This window comes from Arcicella sp., assembly GCF_964672035.1.
This window is the reverse complement of the sequence record NZ_CBABQS010000024.1, coordinates 26389-46623: the sequence shown is the minus strand read 5'-3', so window position 1 is coordinate 46623 and position 20235 is coordinate 26389. Positions and strand designations below refer to the sequence as shown.

16 protein-coding genes are annotated in these 20235 nt (G+C 37.4%); 6 read left to right on the top strand and 10 right to left on the bottom strand.

Annotated elements, in window-relative coordinates:
• Nucleotides 1-9: 9 nt before the first annotated feature.
• The 6 genes from AC1W31_RS09105 to AC1W31_RS09080 all read left to right on the top strand — a co-directional run bounded on the left by AC1W31_RS09105 (nucleotide 10) and on the right by AC1W31_RS09080 (nucleotide 7797).
• Entirely contained in the window at nucleotides 10-960 is a 951-nt protein-coding gene (locus AC1W31_RS09105) for a glycosyltransferase family 2 protein (RefSeq protein WP_481734119.1), read from the top strand.
• 145 nt (nucleotides 961-1105) lie between these two features.
• Nucleotides 1106-2728 carry a hypothetical protein gene (locus AC1W31_RS09100; RefSeq protein ID WP_481734118.1) on the top strand — a complete coding sequence of 541 codons (1623 nt, stop codon included), beginning with the start codon at nucleotides 1106-1108 and terminating at the stop codon, nucleotides 2726-2728.
• Nucleotides 2729-3114: 386 nt separating this feature from the next.
• On the top strand, nucleotides 3115-4473 hold the full coding sequence (locus tag AC1W31_RS09095; RefSeq protein WP_481734117.1) for an aspartate kinase: 1359 nt from the start codon (nucleotides 3115-3117) through the stop codon (nucleotides 4471-4473).
• Nucleotides 4474-4559: 86 nt separating this feature from the next.
• On the top strand, nucleotides 4560-5831 hold the full coding sequence (serS, locus tag AC1W31_RS09090) for a serine--tRNA ligase (RefSeq protein ID WP_481734116.1): 1272 nt from the start codon (nucleotides 4560-4562) through the stop codon (nucleotides 5829-5831).
• A gap of 148 nt (nucleotides 5832-5979) precedes the next feature.
• Nucleotides 5980-6666, top strand: coding sequence for a uridine kinase (gene udk / locus AC1W31_RS09085; RefSeq protein ID WP_481734115.1), 687 nt, complete (start codon nucleotides 5980-5982; stop codon nucleotides 6664-6666).
• Nucleotides 6667-6672: 6 nt separating this feature from the next.
• On the top strand, nucleotides 6673-7797 hold the full coding sequence (locus AC1W31_RS09080; protein WP_481734114.1) for a hypothetical protein: 1125 nt from the start codon (nucleotides 6673-6675) through the stop codon (nucleotides 7795-7797).
• 131 nt (nucleotides 7798-7928) lie between these two features.
• Here AC1W31_RS09080 and AC1W31_RS09075 read toward each other — a convergent pair whose 3' ends face one another.
• From AC1W31_RS09075 to AC1W31_RS09030, 10 genes are all read right to left on the bottom strand, one after another.
• The gene (locus AC1W31_RS09075; protein WP_481734113.1) at nucleotides 7929-9824 is read right to left on the bottom strand and encodes a hypothetical protein; all 1896 of its coding nucleotides are present in this window, start codon (nucleotides 9822-9824) and stop codon (nucleotides 7929-7931) included.
• Nucleotides 9825-9841: 17 nt separating this feature from the next.
• The gene (locus tag AC1W31_RS09070; protein WP_481734112.1) at nucleotides 9842-11683 is read right to left on the bottom strand and encodes a 3-keto-disaccharide hydrolase; all 1842 of its coding nucleotides are present in this window, start codon (nucleotides 11681-11683) and stop codon (nucleotides 9842-9844) included.
• Nucleotides 11684-11999: 316 nt separating this feature from the next.
• Nucleotides 12000-12590 carry a DUF6992 family protein gene (locus AC1W31_RS09065; protein WP_481734111.1) on the bottom strand — a complete coding sequence of 197 codons (591 nt, stop codon included), beginning with the start codon at nucleotides 12588-12590 and terminating at the stop codon, nucleotides 12000-12002.
• Nucleotides 12591-12636: 46 nt separating this feature from the next.
• Entirely contained in the window at nucleotides 12637-13104 is a 468-nt protein-coding gene (locus AC1W31_RS09060) for a redoxin domain-containing protein (RefSeq protein WP_481734110.1), read from the bottom strand.
• 87 nt (nucleotides 13105-13191) lie between these two features.
• On the bottom strand, nucleotides 13192-14214 hold the full coding sequence (gene bioB / locus AC1W31_RS09055; RefSeq protein WP_481734109.1) for a biotin synthase BioB: 1023 nt from the start codon (nucleotides 14212-14214) through the stop codon (nucleotides 13192-13194).
• A gap of 82 nt (nucleotides 14215-14296) precedes the next feature.
• Nucleotides 14297-16477 carry an FUSC family protein gene (locus AC1W31_RS09050; RefSeq protein WP_481734108.1) on the bottom strand — a complete coding sequence of 727 codons (2181 nt, stop codon included), beginning with the start codon at nucleotides 16475-16477 and terminating at the stop codon, nucleotides 14297-14299.
• A 109-nt stretch (nucleotides 16478-16586) separates the two neighbouring features.
• Complete coding sequence (gene accC, locus AC1W31_RS09045) at nucleotides 16587-17930, bottom strand: acetyl-CoA carboxylase biotin carboxylase subunit (protein WP_481734107.1); 1344 nt, start codon at nucleotides 17928-17930, stop codon at nucleotides 16587-16589.
• A gap of 142 nt (nucleotides 17931-18072) precedes the next feature.
• The gene (gene accB / locus AC1W31_RS09040; RefSeq protein ID WP_481734106.1) at nucleotides 18073-18540 is read right to left on the bottom strand and encodes an acetyl-CoA carboxylase biotin carboxyl carrier protein; all 468 of its coding nucleotides are present in this window, start codon (nucleotides 18538-18540) and stop codon (nucleotides 18073-18075) included.
• Between the two features lie 57 nt (nucleotides 18541-18597).
• Nucleotides 18598-19164, bottom strand: a complete 567-nt coding sequence (gene efp, locus AC1W31_RS09035) for an elongation factor P (protein WP_481734105.1) — start codon at nucleotides 19162-19164, stop codon at nucleotides 18598-18600.
• A gap of 30 nt (nucleotides 19165-19194) precedes the next feature.
• Entirely contained in the window at nucleotides 19195-20184 is a 990-nt protein-coding gene (locus AC1W31_RS09030; protein ID WP_481734104.1) for a beta-ketoacyl-ACP synthase III, read from the bottom strand.
• Nucleotides 20185-20235 lie beyond the last annotated feature (51 nt).

Genomic DNA, 20235 nt, shown 5'->3' with positions numbered 1-20235 from the left:
ACCAATATCATGCAACAAGCCAAAAACTTATTTATCTCCGTGATAATTCCCTGTTTTAACGAAGAACAAGTAATTGCTCATACTTACGAAAGAGTGAACAAAACCATGCAAAGTTTTGAACATCGTGGATATGAATTGATTTTTATCAATGACGGAAGCCGTGACAAAACGTTGGAATTATTGAGAGTAATCGCCCAAAAGGATTCAAATGTTAAAATTGTGAGTTTTTCGAGAAATTTTGGTCATCAACCCGCCGTTACTGCGGGCATAAATATCTGCACCGGCGATGTCGCAATTATCATTGACGGTGACCTTCAAGACCCGCCAGAATTGTTTCCCGAAATGGTAAAAATACACCTTGACCAGAATGCCAACGTAGTATATGGCTTGCGGGGAGAACGAAAAGGGGAAACTTTTTTCAAGAAATTATCGGCAAAATATTTCTATAAAACCATTAATTTTCTTTCGGATACAAAACTCCCAGTTGATACGGGCGATTTTCGTTTGATTGATAAACACGTGATTGAGGCGTTTAAAAGTTTACCCGAAAAGAACAAATACATCCGAGGATTAATCTCTTGGATTGGTTTCAAACAAGTACCCATTACGTATGTGCGTGATGAACGCTTTGCGGGCGAGACAAAATATCCCCTCTCGAAAATGATAAAATTTGCTTCGACAAGTCTTTTGTACTTCAGTAAAAAACCTTTGAAATTAGCCCTTACGATAGGTTTAATTAGTATTTTTATTGGAATTGGTTTGGCCGTTTGGGTAATAACTGGACTCATTTATCGAACCAATAGCATCGTTCCTGGTTGGGCTTCCACCATTATTGCGCTCATCTTTTTTGGCGGAATTCAATTGTTGACAATTGGTGTTTTAGGTGAATATTTGGGAAATATGTTCGAGGAAATCAAGAACCGCCCAGAGTATATTATTCATGAAAAAATTAACTTTTAAATAGTAGGGATTTGGGATTAGGGATTAGGAATTAGGGAGTTTTACCTAATCCCCAATCCCTAATCCTAAACCCCTACACTCTTCCCCTTTGAAAAAGACATTAACCCAGATAGGTATCATTCTACCTATCTTTTTTTTCATATTAATGCTCTTCACGTATGCCGTGAATGTGCCTTGGATGGACGATTCAGACGCTTTTCCAGATTTTTTAGGGCGTTTTCTGGAAGCCAAAGATTTCAATGAAAGAATATGGCTTTTGTTCAAACCCAATAATGAACACCGCATCGTTTATGCCAAATTGATGAATCTTTTGCATTATGCGCTCACGGGAACGCTCAATATGCGGACGCTTACGATTATTTCCAATATTACACTCTTCGGAATGTTGTGGATTTTTTGGCGAGTGATTAAGGAGCAAAAACTGCCAGCCTACTATTTTTTGCCCGTTCCACTGTTGCTTTTACATCCTCAATATTACTTGACAAGCATCTGGACTATCACTGGTTTTCAGTATCAACCGGTCATTTTTTTTGGATTATTGGGCGTTTATTTACTCTCAAAAAATACGTTTTGGACGTTTTTAGGAGCCGCCTTTGCGGTATTTTTTGATAGCTTTACCATGAGTAACGGCTTGTTTTATTGGATAGTTGGCATGGTGATTTTGGCTTTGCAAGCTCGTTATAAAATGTTGGGTATTTGGCTTATTTTTACGATAGCAACTTTCAAATTGTACTTCTATAAATTCGATACGCAAGCCAATGACCAAGGGTTTGATTATTTTTTCCATCATCCTCACGAAAGTTTCTTTGGATTCTTTACGCATTTAGGGGGAAGTTTTGATTTTCAGACACTTAGCCCAATTTTAGAGCGTTCCATTGTTCCGACTATTGCAGGGTTCATCCTGATTTTAATTGCTATTTGGTGGATTTTTTTGAAAGGCATGACACTTTTGGAAAATTTTTCTATCGCTAAATATGGTATTAAGCTGCAAAATAAATTAAACGCCGAACCTTCCAATTATATCATTTTAGGATGCTTTTTATTTTTGGTAATAAATGCCATTGTTATTGCAATTTTACGTCCAAGATTTGGCTATTTTGTGATGTTGGTGAGTAATTATAAAATCTATCCCGCCACGATGTTAGTAATCGCTTATTTGATGATATTAACGGGCTGGTTAAAATTTAATCTGTCCCAAAAATCTTTCAAGTGGATATTGATTGGAAGTGTGGCTTTTTATGTGGCATCTTACCTGAAATTTCTTCCTGAAGTTCACGAACGTAGAAAAGATTTATTGGTTAGAATTTTCAATCAAGAACACGACCAAATTGGTTTAGGACCTATTGAAGGCTCAGATTTCGACCGCTACGTTCAGACTGCTTTAGCTCGGCTCGTACCAAAAGGGATTTTTCAATATCCTCAAACGATTTTTAAAGATTCGGAAAAAGAAATATTAAACCAATTGCCTGATAATCAATCCACTCAAGTCGATATTCGTATGAAAGATAAAGAGGTTTTTGTGGTCAGTAATGAATTTCCAATTGGCTTTGGCATTAATGATGGTATTTATCTACTCTTAAAATCAGCTAAAAAAACCTACTTAATTTATCAAAGGCGAAACACGCTGGGATATTTTAATAATGAAATAGCCATACAAATTCCTCCACAATATCTCGTTCGTGATGCCTATCAAATTGGTATATTTTGGGTAAATGGTGATACACAAAAAGTCTTTAATGCCAATCAGACTATTGAAGTAAATTTCTGATATGTATCTTTGTTTTAAAATCTGAAATATATATTACCTTTAATAAGCCTCAAATTTCAATTATTGCTTCTTTGTATAATGAACGTGAGACATTCCCAGATCTAATCAAACGATTGAATGCGGTCATGGATTAGTCGGAATTGAAGATTAAAATTGTATTAATTGATAATGGTAGTCGTGACAATACCGCTCAATTAATGCAAGCAATTGCCCTTTCAGACGAGCCTTACTATGAAATCAATTGGCTTTAATTACTTGTTTAGCTCATACAAAAACATTTTGAGCGTATTTTTCAGTCGATAAATAGACTGTTTTTATTATAAAGGAAACGATTGTGGACAAGGAGTTTTCAGCGTGATTAGTTGATTATTAATTATTTAAAAAATATGCAAGTTTGGAAATTTGGAGGTACTTCAGTCGGGAAGCCCGAAAGAATGCACTCTATCAAAAATTTGATTACCGAAGATGGTAATCGCAAAATCGTAGTTTTGTCGGCTCTTTCGGGTACGACCAATGCGCTTATCTCCATCGGAGAATCTTTGAAAGCCAATAATGATGCGGAGGCAATTGAGAAAATCAATATCTTGTACGCTCATTATGAAGAGTTTATTAAAGAATTATACGCAACGCCAGAAGGGTTTGCCAAAGGTAAAACCATTATCGAAAATGAGTTTTCTTTTATTCGTTCCTTAGTAAATATTAAGCCTTTTTCGCTGAAACAGGAAAAGGAAATTGTGGCAGAAGGTGAACTACTTTCTACTCAAATGTTTGAGGCATTTTTGCAAGAAGAAGGCGTAAAATCGGCTCTTTTGCCAGCCTTAGATTTCATGTTGATTGATGCCGATAATGAGCCAGTGCTGAAATTTACCGAAGAAAAATTAGGTTCGATTTTATCGCAATTAAAGGATCGTCAGATATTTATTACCCAAGGCTTTATCTGTCGTAATCCACGTGGCGAAGTTGATAACTTAAAACGTGGTGGTTCCGATTATACTGCATCATTGATTGGTGGAGCAATTGTAGCAGAAGAAGTTCAAATCTGGACTGACATTGACGGAATGCACAATAACGACCCAAGAATCGTTAAAAAAACCTTCCCTATTCGTGAGTTAACTTTTGAAGAAGCGGCTGAATTAGCGTATTTCGGAGCAAAAATTTTGCACCCAAGTACCATTACACCTGCTAAAATGAAAGGCGTTCCCGTTCGTTTGAAAAATACGATGGAACCGTTGGCTTTTGGTACATTGATTGCTGACAAAACGTCTGACCGTGAAATTAAAGCGATTGCAGCCAAAGATAATTTGACGGCCATTTACATTCACTCAACCAGAATGTTGAATGCCTACGGTTTTTTGAGAAGAGTATTTGAGGTTTTTGAGAAATACAAAACGCCCGTTGATATGATTACGACTTCGGAAGTTTCCGTTTCTGTAACCATTGATAATGATGAACATTTAGATTCTATCATGGCAGAATTACGTCAATTTGCTGATTTAGAGGAAGTTGATAAAGACCAAACCATTGTTTGTATCGTTGGAAATTTCTCGGCGGACAAAGAAGGAATTGCCTTGAAAGTATTAGAAGCGATGAAAAACATTCCAATCAGAATGATTTGTTACGGAGCTTCCGAACATAACATTACACTTTTGATTCACGGTAAAAACAAAGCAGCGGCATTGAATGCTTTGAACGAAAGATGCTTTTTGTACGAAGATGCGATGAAAGATATTTTCTCGGCACCGTGATATTAGCAACATTGTCTTAAAAGCCGTGTTGTGATATTTGCAACACGGCTTTTTGTTTATCTTTGTGAAATAGAATAAAGAATAATATGCTACAAATACAACAAATAAAAGAAAACAAAGCCGCAACCATTGAAGGCTTGAATAGAAAATATTTCAAAGGTGCAGAAGAAGCCGTTGAGCAAATTTTGGGTTTAGACGAAAAACGTCGTGAAACACAGGTTGAATTAGATAATACCCTTGCTAAATCCAATGCCCTTGCTAAAGAAATTGGCGGTTTGATGAAAGCAGGGAAAAAAGAAGAAGCCGAAGCTGCAAAAGCTGAAACGGGAACTTTGAAAGCTCGTTCTAAAGAATTGGAAGAGTCTTTAAAGGTTTTAGAATCAGACCTTTACGAAGTATTAGTAACGTTGCCAAATCTTCCACATTCAAGCGTTCCCGCAGGGAAAACACCTGAGGAAAATGAAGTTGTTTTGGAAAATGGTGTAATTCCAATGCTTCCAGAAGGTTCAGTTCCGCATTGGGATTTAATCAAGAAATACGATATTATTGATTTTGAATTGGGCAATAAAATCGCTGGGGCGGGTTTTCCAGTTTACAAAGGAAAAGGAGCCAGAATCCAAAGAGCTCTGATAAATTTCTTCTTGGATGAGGCCATTAATGCGGGCTATATGGAAATTCAACCGCCCATTTTGATTAATAAAGAATCAGGTTTTGGCACGGGACAATTACCCGATAAAGACGGGCAAATGTATCACGCTACGGTAGATGATTTATTCTTAATCCCCACTGCCGAAGTACCGATTACCAATATGTACCGTGACGTAATTTTGCAAGAAAGTGAATTGCCCATCAAAAATGCGGGTTATACGCCTTGTTTTCGTAGAGAAGCGGGTTCTTGGGGCGCTCATGTGCGTGGGTTAAACCGTTTGCACCAATTTGATAAAATTGAGATTGTTCGCATTGAAAAGCCAGAAAATTCTTACGATGCTTTGGAAGAAATGTCTTTGCACGTACAAGGGATTTTACAAAAATTAGAATTGCCTTACCGTGTGTTGCGTTTGTGCGGTGGTGATATGAGCTTTACGTCTGCGCTTACGTATGACATGGAAGTTTGGTCGGCGGCACAAGCACGTTGGTTGGAAGTAAGCTCAGTTTCTAACTTTGAAACTTACCAAGCAAACCGCCTGAAATTGAGAATGAAAACCGAAGGAAAATCTCAATTATTACATACTTTGAATGGTTCAGCGTTGGCCTTACCCCGTATTTTGGCTTCGATTTTGGAGAATAACCAAACGCCAGACGGTATTAAAATTCCAAAGGTATTGGTGCCTTATTGTGGGTTTGATATGATCGGATAAGGTTTTACGTGAACTGAGATAAAATAGACCACGGATGACACAGATTTGACGGATTTACACAGACAAAATGATAAACAATCTGTGTAAATCCGTTAAATCAGTATTATCCGTGGTCTATTTTTGGGTATCACACTTTTTTTATTAAATAGTGAAAGTTTTAACATTCTTCACGACCTTTGCAAAAACTCCACAACGAAACTTTTATCAAGTGAAACCAAATCAAAAACCATTTATTATCGGTATTACGGGGGGCAGTGCTTCGGGTAAGACTTTGTTCTTAAATCAATTATTAAAGTCATTTTCGCACGATGAAATTTGTTTGATTTCACAGGATAATTACTACCGTGACCGTAAAGATCAAGAAGTGGATGCTCATGGTTTTATCAATTTTGACGAACCAAAATCGCTGGATTTGCACCAATATGCTACCGATGTTAGAACAATTCACGAAGGAAAAACTTTCCAAAAATTAGAATATACTTTCAATAATCCCGATATCGTTCCCAAAATGATGACCTTCGAACCAAAACCTATTATCGTGGTTGAAGGACTTTTTGTGTTGTATTATAAAGAAATTGCCGATTCATTAGATTTGAAGATTTTTATTGATGCAAAACGTAAACTTAGACTTGACCGCCGTATTAAACGTGATGGTCAGGAGCGTGGTTATGGTGAACTTGAAGAAGTCATGTATCGTTGGAATAACCACGTTGAACCTGCCTTCCAAAAATACATAAAACCATACCGTAAACACGCAGATATTGTCATTCCAAACAACATCCATTTCGAGAAAGGACTGGATATTTTGGTTGGATATTTAAGAACAAAAATTTAAGAATTCATGTCACATCATGCTCTCGTTATAACCCCAAAATCTGAAAAAGATTTATCTAAACTTCAAAAGCAATTTAATGCTAATATCAAAAAAATCAATGAATTAAAACAGCGATTGCAAGAAGATGAAGCATCTTTACGGTTAATCGTTACTCGTATTCAATCCGATATTATTCCCGTTGAGCAAAAGCATTTTGATAAAATTACGGAGTTGGTTTACGTTTTTGATAAACACCATGACGACCCGTTTTTCAAGAAAAAAGAAAAGGAAAAAATTGCTGATTTTATCATTCATAAATCTCAGGAATTGATTGAAGGCACGGGGAATGAAGCCTTGAAAACGCTTTACGATAAATATGCCGATGAACCTTTTGATGACATGGATGCCGAGGCAGAAAATGCTACCGCTGAAATGATGAAAAATATGATGTCATCGATGTTTGGGGTTGAATTTGAGGAGGATGCTAATGTCAGTGACCCGCAAAAAATGCAGGAATACATGGAGCGGAAAATGGAGGAAAAGCAAGCTGAAGCCCAAGCAAAAAAAGCAAAGAAACAGAAAACGGAGAAGCAAATTGAGAAAGAGGAGAAAATAAAAGCAGAAGCTAAAAATGTTAGTAAGGCAGCCCGTAGTATTTATACCGATTTGGTAAAAGCCTTTCATCCCGACCGTGAGCGTGACGAAACTGAACGTGACCGCAAAACCGAAATTATGAAAAGGGTTACGCAAGCTTATGAAAAAGATGATTTATTTGAACTATTACGATTAAAAATAGAATTGCAAGGCTCTGATATTGAATCACTTACAATGGCGGATGAGCAATTGAAATACTACAATAAAATCTTGAAAGAGCAAGTAAGAGAGTTGGAAGAAAACCTTTGGCAATTAAGAATGCAAGGCACGACAGGTGGTCAGGATTTATTAACCAGATTTGGCGGTGATGAAAAGACGATGAAAGCAAAAATTACTCGCCAAGTCAATCAATTGAAGAACAATATAAAGATGATTGAGCAAGATATTTTAGCGCTCGGAGTCAAAGAAAATATGCGTAGATTTTTGAAGAATTATCAAATTCAAGATGATTTTGATGATGATTTTATGGATTTTTTACCGCCTCGATTTTTTAGGTAGCCATCAAAAAAGCCCCCAATTTTCTAAATTGGGGGCTTTTTTGATAATAGTTTCAATACATTTATTCCCAATTTGCATTTTTGGTCATCAATATCTTTTTGAATTGGGTATTCTGTACCATTTTTAAATCACTAATCATGATTCTCAATTTTATTCAAATCTGCCTTACCTTTCTTTCCCAAAGTATTAATCCAAGCGGCAATTTTCAAGACATCCGACTTTGGCACGTGCGACATTGGTGCCATTTCAGTTGCAAAATCGGGCCAGTTTTCGGGTTTTGGTTTATAGACTAATTCCAAGATTTGCTCATTGGTATAATTGCGTTTGGCAATATCGATATAAGAAGGTCCAACGACTCTATTAGCTTCGGCATGGCAAGCTAAACAAGCGTGTTTTTTCAATAAAACCATTACTTCTTTACTATTCACAATGATGTCTTTTGTGGCTCCAATTTTCTCTTTTTTCACCGCACCTTTTACCTCTTTTGCAGGAACTGGCGTAGGCGGAATGGCTCTCAAAGGAACTTTTGCCAAATCTCCCGTGGGAATTTCGTTCATCGTATAATAACTCACATCGTGCAGAAGTGGTTGTCCTTCGTCATTCACAATGCCCGAAGCGGTCACTTGGTGAATATATCCTTGACGAATATTATCCAATACCAAACGCACTTTCATACGGTCTTCTGACACAATTATTCCCCGCAAAGGCGTAATTTCTTGATTGATAATTGGACTTCCGTACTGATGTTGATATTTGTAAGTAAAACTTTTTAATTCGTAGCTATTAAAATTCTCGGCACTTTGGCGACTAATTGGTTGCGTAAATTCAATCTCAAAACCATCGGGACGAGCCGAAACACTTTTCATCTCAAAAGGCATTCTTCCATTCCAAACTAAGCGTTGCAAACCGAATAATTCCTTACCCGTTGACCCCCAACCACGGGATGTTTGTCCCACGAACATTGAGCCATCGTTGCCCCATCTTGCCCGTATAGTTCCCGACTGAAAACCCTCACGGAAAGGATAACAAGCACCTTGATATTTGCCATTTACTTTTTCTAAAGTCATACGCATGGCTTTCGATTGTCCTTGGTCATAAACAAAATATTGTCCTTGAAACGGTCCAAATTTACCGCCCGTTTGGTCTTCAATCATATCAGCCGTAGATATTCCCATCAAAGCATGAGGAAACCAGACGGCTGGCAATTTCAAAGATTTCATTTTCTTCGCAGCCTCAAACATCGGCTCTCCCGTGTCTGGAATGTCTTTCACGGTGGTTGGTTTTAGGGGAGATTCGGGTTCTTTTGTCCACCAAAGTCCACCCGCATTTCCCGCAAAATCACCTTTTTCTAAATGAGTAATCCGTCCAGAACCTACCCAATCGCCTTGATTTTCACCGTATAAAACGTCTCCATTTGAATTAACCGTAAAGCCTGCGGGCGAGCGTAAACCCGTAGCAATGGGTTCAAGCGTTCCGTCTTTTTTGATTTTCACCAACCAGCCCCGCCATTTTGCCAATTTTCCTTCGCCATATCCAACCCAAGCCACATTGAACGTCAAATACATATCGCCATTTTTATCAAAAATGGGCCCGTAAGAGTATTCATGGTAGTTTCCAGAAACTTCCCAATTGGCAAACGACTCATAAATATCGGCTTTATCATCACCATTAGTATCAGTCAATTTTGTCAATTCACCTCTCTGCGTACAGTAAAATGAGCCATCACGATAAGCCAAACCCAAAGATTCATGCAAACCACTGGCGTATAAAGTATAACTCGGTTGCGTCCCATTGGGCATATAAGGATTTTCAATAATCCAGATTTCGCCTCTGCGTGTACATACCGCAACTCGTCCATCGGGCATGGGTGCAACGCCCCCGACTTCCAATTTTATTCCTTCGGGAATGGTAATGGTTTTGATTTCGTAATAATCCTCTTCGGTAAGAGGTTTTGGTTTCTGTTGAGCAAAAATTTGCTGCGTTAAGAAACCAAGGATGGTGATAAATAAATATTTATAGTTTTTCATTTTTCTAAAATATAGTATTAAAAAATAACGTTATAAGAAACCTCTTTCAAACCCGCAAGAGGCATTAGTAATTGCTTTTTACCCTTACTTTCACGGATGAAAGGTTTGTTATTCAGGCTTGCAACAACTTCAACGTAATACATCTGATTATCAACACCATAACGATTGTTAGTTACTTCGGTAATGTCAGTTCCTTCGGCTAAAAGTGCATATAATTGCTTGGCAGTAGTTACTTCTCCTTCAAATACTAAATGACGATTCAAGCCTTCCGATTTTCCCATTGGCGTTGTTAAATCTTTGATTTTCAAGCCTTTATATTCATACATAAAACATGGAAAACCGCTACTATTGAGGTACTTTTCAAGTTTATATCCTTTAAATTTCAAATCTTCTTTCGTTAAACTATCTGGGAATTCTGTTTCATTGTTGTTTAAATATGCCATAGGAAATTTATCATTTGCTTGAATAGTCATCCCCATCGCAGCGGAGGTTTGAGGTTCGCCACGGTCGTGCCACATATCGGTAACATTCAAGAATTTTCCTCTCCACAATTGCAAAAATCCTCCTTGATTGAGGTCGTAAGAAAAACTCAATCCATCGGGCATTCCTACGCTAATTCCGTGCGATATTTTTTTATTGCCATACATAATAAAAGAACGTTGCACGGATGGTTGGTCGGTTGGTTTCACTTCAATTAAAGGTACAGGAACCATATCTAAAAGTGAAGTTCGTTCGGTAATATTTTGTTTTTCCCATTGGTCTTTCTGAATAAAAACGCCTAAAGAATTTGGTCGCCAATTATAATCTTTGGTATAAAGAATCGTGTAAGTATGTTCGCCTACCGCTAATTTTTTTCTACCTTTCACATATTCAAAAGGTTGATGCCAGCCTTGAATAACCGTATCATTATCTACCACAACGGCCCCAATGGCTTCCCATTGCCCGATAAAGGTATAATTGTCAGCAACTTTTGTGGTAAATTTTCCTTGAAATTTTGCTAAAAAATCTCTTTTGGCATTAATGATTTTTTGCGTTACTTGAGGAACTGTTCCAGAAGCAACCATTTTAGGATTGGTCTGTTTAAAATTATTGACTACGCCTTCGGATACTTCAAAGGTTACAGGCGTGAAACTAATATCGCTTTTTTCAAAAACTTCATAAACGATATTCTTGAAGGCCACTTGTCCATGGTCACCTTGAATTCTGAAAGGAGCTTTTGCTACTTCTTGTGGTGAAATTGAGCCACGAGTTACGCCCAATAATTCAACGTTTTCATGGATTAAAAGACCGTTCAAATAAACTGAATTAAAACGGGCATTAGTCAATTTTTTACCCGCAACATCAAAAGTGGGTGCTTTAAAATCAATCTCCAAATGATTCCAAAGTCCAGGGGCTTTTACAGCATTTTGGCGGGGTGGATGTCCTTCATAACCTTCATTTCCTTTCCCACGAGATTCGTCCCAACGATGATAAATAGCGCCACAAAAATTATCTATAATCGGTTTTTTCAACCAAGTATCATAAATCTGAATTTCGTAACGACTTTGGAGATAAATCCCTGAATTAGAGCCCGTTGGAATCATAAAATCCAACGACATTTTGATATTACCGTGTTCCATTAGGGAATACAACTCATCGGTTGCTTGATATTTTGCACCTCTCAAGGTACTCAAAAGTACACCTTTTCCTGCAATAGGTTTGAGCGCATTTCCATCAAAACTACCCGTAACACCGCCTTCAATCGTCCAATTGATACTGGGGTTTTTAAAAGCACTCAAATCGTTCAGCGGAATTTGGGTTTGGGCAAATCCTGTGATAGGAGTAAGAAGGAATAACAGTTTTTTTAACATTAGTTTCATGGGGTATTTTTAAAAATTTTACTTGTAATCAGGAGGTTATTCGCTCGAAATTTTAGCTAAATTTATGAAAAAAATACCGTTTGGCTGTGATGGTCTGGAGTTTTTAGGTTAATAAGTTTGGTTAGATGACAATTCATACAAAAACGCTGCTTATGATAATTCTATGCTACATTTACGATTAGATTTAGAAAGAAAATATTGTAGATGGATGTGGAGAAATATGAGGTTTCTTGGGGGTTTTTAGCCACTAAGGCACTAAGTTTTTTAATTCAATATTTATATTTTTTTTAAAGCCTTAGTATCTTGATGGTAAATATTAAAACCGCCAAACAAAACCTGCCTGATTGCCCGTAAACGTAAGATTTTCAAAAATAGCTTTCCTTTTTTTCAAATGCGAACGATGTACACCGTACATAATTCCATCAAAAAGTAAGAGAAATCCACCCTGCAAAATCACCGATTGACCGTAGCCTTTCAACATATCTTGACTATCAGTTGAATTTTTGCTTTTTTCGAGCAAATACACCCCCGTCATTACGTAAGCTACGTCCAAACCGGTATTTACCAAGAAGGTTTTTTCAGTACTACTTTGTTCTTCCAACGTCTGAAAAGCACTTAAATTTCCTTGCGTTTTTTTAGCTCCCAATACGCCCAAACCCGCCAAAGCACCGTTTACCACGTTCCAATACAGATTCATTTGATAAAAATATTTATCGCTTCCCGATGAATTATTGGCCAGTAAAATCCCGTTAGTAATTAAGTTTGCCCCCGCCCACGAACCCAAAACGGTCAAGCCTTTTCGATTCAAATCAATTCGTTCTTGATTGAAATTTGGGGGCGTTAAATTTTGAGAGAAAATGTTTGTCGAAAATGACAAAAAAAGAGAGAGGAATAATAGATTTTTCATGTTGATAAAGTTTAGATACAGTATCAACATGAAAAATTAAATTTTGTTACAAACTTTGTAAAGCACTTTGAACGGCTTCAAAATTAGGTACTTTTCCAGCATCTTCCAAAATTTCCGCATATTGGATATTTCCATCAACATCAACCACAAAAGCTGAACGTTTTGAAACACCTTTCATCCCTAAAACAAAGTTTTCGTACAACGAACCATAGGCCACCGAAGTGTCTTTGTTGAAATCTGACAACAAATTGAAAGGTAATTTTTGTTCAGCTTTGTATTTGTCTAAGGTAAATAAAGAGTCAACCGAAATAGCTAAAACCTCAGCATTTAGATTTGAATAGATTGAAATATTGTCTCTCATTTCGCACAATTCAGCCGTGCAAGTACCTGTAAAGGCTAAAGGGAAAAATAGGATAACAACATTTTTACCTTTGTAGTCCGAAAGGCTAACCTCTTGTTTATCAGAGTTAAATAATTTAAAATCAGGGGCTTTATCGCCTTTTTGTAATGCCATTATAATTATTTGTTATTCGTAAATTATATCTTTTCATTTATGGCATAATTTTAAATCATGCCATGAATTTGGTTCGGATATTTTGTATTAATTCAACACCTCAGCCATTGCCTCCGCTACACTCGGAATAAAATTCACTTCTGCTTGCTGTTTTTTCTCCTTAAAAGCCTCACGAGGTTTGATACTCAAGATTTGGAATAATTCTTTATCATTCGATACAGCAGGATTTGGTGTCGTTAAAAGCACATCACCCGAGAAAATTGAATTTGCACCCGCCATAAAACATAAGGTTTGCCCTTCGTAAGACATATCCATACGTCCCGCCGAAAGCCTTACCAAAGATTTTGGCATTAGGATTCTTGCCGTAGCAATCGTTCTGACCATATCCCAAATAGAAGCAGGTTCTTGCTCGCCAAGTGGTGTTCCTTTGATTGGTACAAGATTATTAATTGGCACAGAATCAGGATGTTGCGACATATTTGCAAGGGTTTTTAGCATTCCCATTCGGTCAGCATCTCCTTCACCTAAACCAATAATTCCCCCCGAACAAACTGACAACTTTGCCTTACGGACATTATCAATTGTATTTAGACGGTCGGCAAAAGTACGGGTTGAAATCACATCTTCATAATTTTCTTCGCTCGTATCAATGTTGTGATTATAAGCGTACAAACCCGCATCTTTCAACTTTTCAGCCTGTGATTCTGATAACATTCCGAGGGTGCAACAAACTTCTAAACCCATTTCGTTTACGCCCTTTACCATATCCAAAACTTTGTCAAAGTCTTTGTTATCACGCACTTCACGCCAAGCCGCACCCATACAAAAACGAGATGAACCCGCATCTTTGGCACGTTGAGCTGCTGCCAAAACTTCAGGTGTTTCCATCAATTTTTGCACCTTCACATCGGTATGATAGCGAGCCGCCTGTGAACAGTACGAACAATCCTCAGGACATCCGCCCGTTTTAATGGACAATAATGTGCTGATTTGAACCTCTTGCGGGTCATTATACTGACGATGAACGGTGGCAGCACGATAGACTAATTCCATGAAAGGCAAATTATAAATTGCTTCAACTTCTTCTCTTGTCCAGTTATTTTTTATCATTGTGTCGTTTCTTATTTCTTTGAATAGTTAAAATTAACCATGCTTTTCGGGTTTGGCAAATTTGGGGTATAAAATTCCAAACTTACAACTGAATCCGCTCCGAAATCTTGCAAATATCATACGCTGCTTTTTGAATATTCATGAATTGTTCGGGAATTACAATTTTACTTTCTTCCGGTTGGTCAGCATTTGTTTTTAGTTTTAAAATTTGAATATTTTCTTTCACCACAAATTCGCTTTTTTCAACAATTTTAATGGCTTCTTTCAGCATTACTTCAGTGCGTTGAGCCACTATAGTTAATTCTTCAAAATCGGGGATTTCCTCAAAATGTTCACTCGCATACATGGCAAGCGTGGCTACGTAAGAAGAAAATAAATGATTCAACACCGAAAATTTATGTATTTCATTGATGCTCAATTGTTTATGCTTAGGTTCGGAATACATTCGCTGAAATGCTGAGGCTAAATTGGCACTTCTCACAAAGACTTCTTTTCGGATAATTTTATAAGGAACCCTTTCATACTTTACGCCAAAGTACATCTGCGAAACTTGATGATAATACGCCAAATTTGCTTCTAACATCTCAATTAAGGTCTTTTTCAGTTTTTCGTGTTCCCAATTTGGCAGTAAAATATAACTTCCCATAAAAGCAAGTCCTCCGCCAATAACTGTATCATATACTCGTTCAATCAACAAAGCACGGCTTCCCATTCCCAAAAAATCGAAGAGAATCAAGATAAAAGGAGTCATAAAAACTACGCTAACGAGATAGGTTTTACGTTGAAAACTATACGTCCCCAACATACAAACCAATAGAATCGCAAAAAGTAAACGATTATCCGTGACATAATTAAGGATAACCATACCAATAAAAGCACCCGAAATCGTACCAATTAAGCGGTCAAGATTGCGTTCTTTTGTTAGACTATAAGCGGGTTTCATAATCACAACAATCGTTAAAAGAATCCAATTGCTGTGTAAAAAATTGAAAGATTCAGCGATAATAAACCCAACTAACATCATGCCCGAAATACGAAGGGCGTGCCTAAAGGTTTCAGATTTCAGGTTTAAATTATCGGTAAAATTATCTAATTCATATTCTTGATGCGAAATAAATGAAGCAATTCTTATGTCATTTTTAACTAATCTTTTTAGCTTTTTTTCTTTGAAATATTCCCTTATCTTCTTGATTCTCAAATAGATATTCTCAACATTTATTTCAATATTCTTCAATGCCTGTAATCCAATCGTTGAAAATTCAACCGTTGTATGCGCTTGTCCTTTCAAAACTGCCAATGCTTCAATTTCTAATTTTAAATCTTTGATTTTTCGAGGTAATTTCAGGGAAAAATTAGGGTTAGTTCCGTCTTTTAAAGATGCCCCGATTTCATCAATTTGTTCGGCTAAGAGGTTAAGTGTATTTTCAAAATCAGTCAGAATACCCGTTTTATCGAACTGTTTATGCAGGTTTTGGTAATTATAAAAAGTAGACATTATTTGTTCGTACAAGTCCACCATATCCACAAACACTACCAATAAAAAACGACCTTCTTGCGTATTTTCTCGTACAATCTCACGGCTTTTAAGCAATTGTTCTCTCACCGCATCCATCATATCATTCACCGTAATTTGGGCTTCGATAAGTTTTTTATAGTTCTCATCATAATCCATTCCTTCTTGATAAAAACCCGCCTTGATTCGCATAAAATCAGCGATTTCGATTAAACATTCACCCAAATTCAACCGTGCCTGACGGTAAGGCATAATGCGATAAAGCGATAAACTGAGGGCAATATACCACAATCCGCCGAAGAGAATTTCGAGCGAATATAGTAATATTTCAGGTAGTGGACGAATATCTTCAATCCCCAAAGTCATAATTAATAAAGCCGCAATACCCACGGATGCCGCCCGTGTTCCATATACATAAAGCATTGATAACAAGAACGTTAACCCAACTACTAACACACCAAGAAGATACACTGAAAAATTACAAAGAGCGGTCAATAAGGATACAACCGTAACTATTCCAATGGTAAAAAACATGGCATTACGTCGGTGGGTGATTGGGCCAGGTGAATCCACGATGCTCGCACACAAGGCACCCAAAGAGACGGTAATTCCTATTTTGAGTAAGTCAAATTGGGCAAGAACCAAACTCGGAAAAACAACCCCAAAAGTTATCCGAAGTCCATCACCGAAGTAAGGACTGAAAACAAAGTTTTTGACTTCGTTACTTGTTTTTTGGATTGGAATATTCATAAACAACAGATAAATTGTTTTGTAGAGCGAAGATAGCTATTTCGCAATGATTTTTGCAAAATAATCAAAAAGCCCTCTGAAATCAATTTCAAAGGGCTTTTTAATATTCTTACAAATTACTCAAATCAAATCCTTCCATGAACGCTGTGGTGAAATTTCCTGATTTGAAACGTTCGTCATCCATTAATTTGATGTGGAATGGAATCGTTGTTTTTATTCCCTCAATTACGAATTCTTGCAAGGCTCGTTTCATTCTCAATAAGACTTCCTCCCTACTTTGACCCGTTGCAATCACTTTCGCAATCATTGAATCATAATTTGGTGGAATTGTATATCCTGAATAAACGTGACTATCAATTCTGATCCCGTGTCCACCTGGCAAATGCAAATTGGTAATTTTTCCTGGTGATGGACGGAAATTATTGGATGGATCTTCGGCATTGATTCTACATTCCAAAGCGAATAATTTTGGAAAATAATTCTTCCCTGAAATCGCAATGCCTGCCGCTACCTTTATTTGTTCTTTAATTAAATCAAAATCTGTAACTTCCTCCGTAATAGGATGTTCCACTTGGATACGAGTGTTCATTTCCATAAAATAGAAATCTCCGTTTTTATCCAAAAGAAATTCTACCGTACCTGCACCTTCATATTTGATTGCTGCTGCACCTTTCACCGCTGCAGTTCCCATGCGCTCACGCAATTCAGGTGTAAGAGCCGGTGAAGGAGTTTCTTCACACAATTTTTGGTGACGACGTTGGATTGAACAATCACGTTCCGACAAATGGCAAACCGTTCCGTATTGGTCACCCACGATTTGAATTTCGATATGGCGTGGCTCTTCAACGTATTTCTCCATGTATAAACCATCGTTAGCAAAAGCCGCCGCTGATTCTGTTTTGGCATCGTCCCAAAGTTTTTCAAATTCGTCTTCGTGGCGAATAATTCTCATACCACGTCCACCACCACCAGCCGTAGCTTTAATGATAACAGGATATTTGATTTCTTTCGCTAAGATTTTTGCTTCTTCAACCGTATCAATCAAACCCTCAGACCCTGGAATTACAGGAACGCCCGAATTTTTCATGGTTGCTTTGGCAGTTGCCTTATCACCCATTGAATTGATTTGGTCAGCAGTTGCTCCAATAAATTTGATACCATATTCAGCACAGATTCTTGAAAATTCAGCATTTTCAGACAAAAATCCGTAACCTGGGTGAATAGCATCCGCTCCCGTAACTTCGGCAGCAGAAATAATCGCAGGAATATTTAGATATGACAGTCTGCTTGGTGGAGGCCCAATACAAACGGCTTCATCCGCAAATTTTACGTGAAGACTTTCACGGTCGGCAGTTGAATAAACCGCAACCGTTCTGATGCCCATTTCTCTACACGTCCTAATGATGCGAAGAGCAATTTCACCACGATTGGCAATGAGTATTTTTTTAAACATTTTTATCAATTATCAATTGACAATTGATAATTGATAATTGGTAGTTAACAAAATCTTATTCCAAAGAAATTATATTTTGGAAGGTTGTATTCACTTATTACAGCGAAAATTGTCAATTATCAATTATCAATTATCAATTGAATTACTGTTCTACAACAAAAAGAGGTTGATCAAATTCTACTGGTGTGGCATTTTCTACCAGAACTTCCACGATACGTCCTGAAATTTCAGATTCTATTTCGTTGAATAATTTCATGGCTTCAATAATACAAACAGGCGATCCTTTTGTAATTTCAGAACCTATTTCTACCAACAAAGGTCTATCTGGGCTTGATGAACGATAGAAAGTTCCAATCATCGGGGATTTGATTGTAACTCTGTTTGAGGCTACCACTGGTGCGGCTACAGGAGCAACAGGTACTTGTGCCGCTGGAGCAACTCCAGAAACTTGTGCCGCTACTACGGGAGCTACTGCTGCCACTTGTTGAACAACGGGAGCAACACCGTATCTTTTTACTGATAATTTCAGTTCAGAGGTTTCGATAGATACCTCATCGAGCGTTGACTGTGCAATAAAGTCAAGGAGTTTTTGGATTTCTTTGTTTTCCATTTTGGGAGTTAGAAATTTATGGAATATTAGGTTTTTTTAGATTTCAATTCAGAATAATCAACCTTTTACTCTTTCAACATACTCATAAGTACGAGTATCAACTTTAATTTTCTCGTCTGTTTGTATGAATAAAGGCACAGTAATTGTTGCTCCTGTTTCAACCGTTGCGGGTTTTTTAGGGGCATTTGCCGTGTCGCCTTTAATACCATTTTCAGTGTAAGTAACCACCAATTCAACGAACATGGGCATCTCGCATGAAATTGGCAAATCTGTTTCAGTATTGATAAGAATTTCAACTTCTTGTCCTTCTTTCATCAAATCTGAGGCAGGAACCATTTCTTTATTCAAGGTTACTTGCTCGAAAGTAATGTTATCCATAAAGGTAAATCCAAATTCTTCGGCATAAAGATATTGATAAACTCGACGTTCCACACGCACTGGATAAATTGATACGCCTGAGTTGAAGGTATTATCAATTACTCTGCCTGTATTTAAAGATTTCAATTTTGTTCTCACAAAAGCGGGACCTTTACCTGGTTTTACATGAAGGAATTCAATAATTGAAAATAGATCATTATTAAATTTAATTACTAATCCGTTTTTAATGTCTGCGGTATTTGCCATTTTATGTTTTTTTACTGTATTCTGATTAATCTAAATCGCCCATTTCAAATAAATACTTCCCCAAGTAAATCCTCCGCCAAAAGCCGCAAGAATCAAATTGTCTCCCTTTTTCAATTGAGATTCATAATCCCATAAACATAGCGGAATCGTTGCTGCCGTGGTATTTCCGTATTTTTGAATGGTCATCATTACTTTTTCTTCGCCTACACCCATGCGATGAGCCGTTGCGTCAATAATGCGCTTATTGGCTTGATGAGGTACTAAAAATGCAATATCATCACCCGTCAAATTATTTCTTTCCATAATTTCTGCCGAAACATCCGCCATTTTTGTTACCGCAAATTTATAAACTGTTTGTCCGTCTTGGTGAATAAAATGTTCTTTGGCGTTAATCGTCTCGTGGGTAGGTGGATAAGCACTTCCTCCCGCTTTTTGGATTAAATGATTAGCTCCCGAACCGTCTGACCTCAAAATAAAATCCTGAATTCCCAAACCTTCATAATTAGCTTCCAACAAAACTGCCCCTGCTCCATCACCAAACAATACACAAGTGGTACGGTCTGTATAATCAACGATTGACGACATTTTATCGGCTCCTACCACCACAATTTTCTTGTAACGTCCTGATTCTATGAACATTGCACCTGTCGTTAAGGCATTTATAAAACCCGAACAAGCCGCAGCAATATCAAAAGAACCTACATTCTTAATACCTACTGCTTCACAAATAAGATTGGCAGTGGCAGGGAAAAAATGGTCGGGCGAAATGGTCGCACATATTAATAAATCTATCTCTTCGGGCTTGGTATCAGTCTTTGCTAATAAACCTTTTACCGCCTCAATAGCCATTACAGAAGTCCCTTTCCCCTCGCCTCGTAAAATGTGGCGTTCTTTTATGCCCGTTCGACTCATTATCCATTCATCGGTGGTATCAACAAGTTTAGCAAGGTCAGCATTAGTAAGTATGTCTTCGGGAACGTATCCCTGAACACCTGTAATGGCAGCAGTTATTTTGGTCATAATGGAGATGTAGTTATGAATTATAAGTTGTGAATTATGAATTATAAAAAA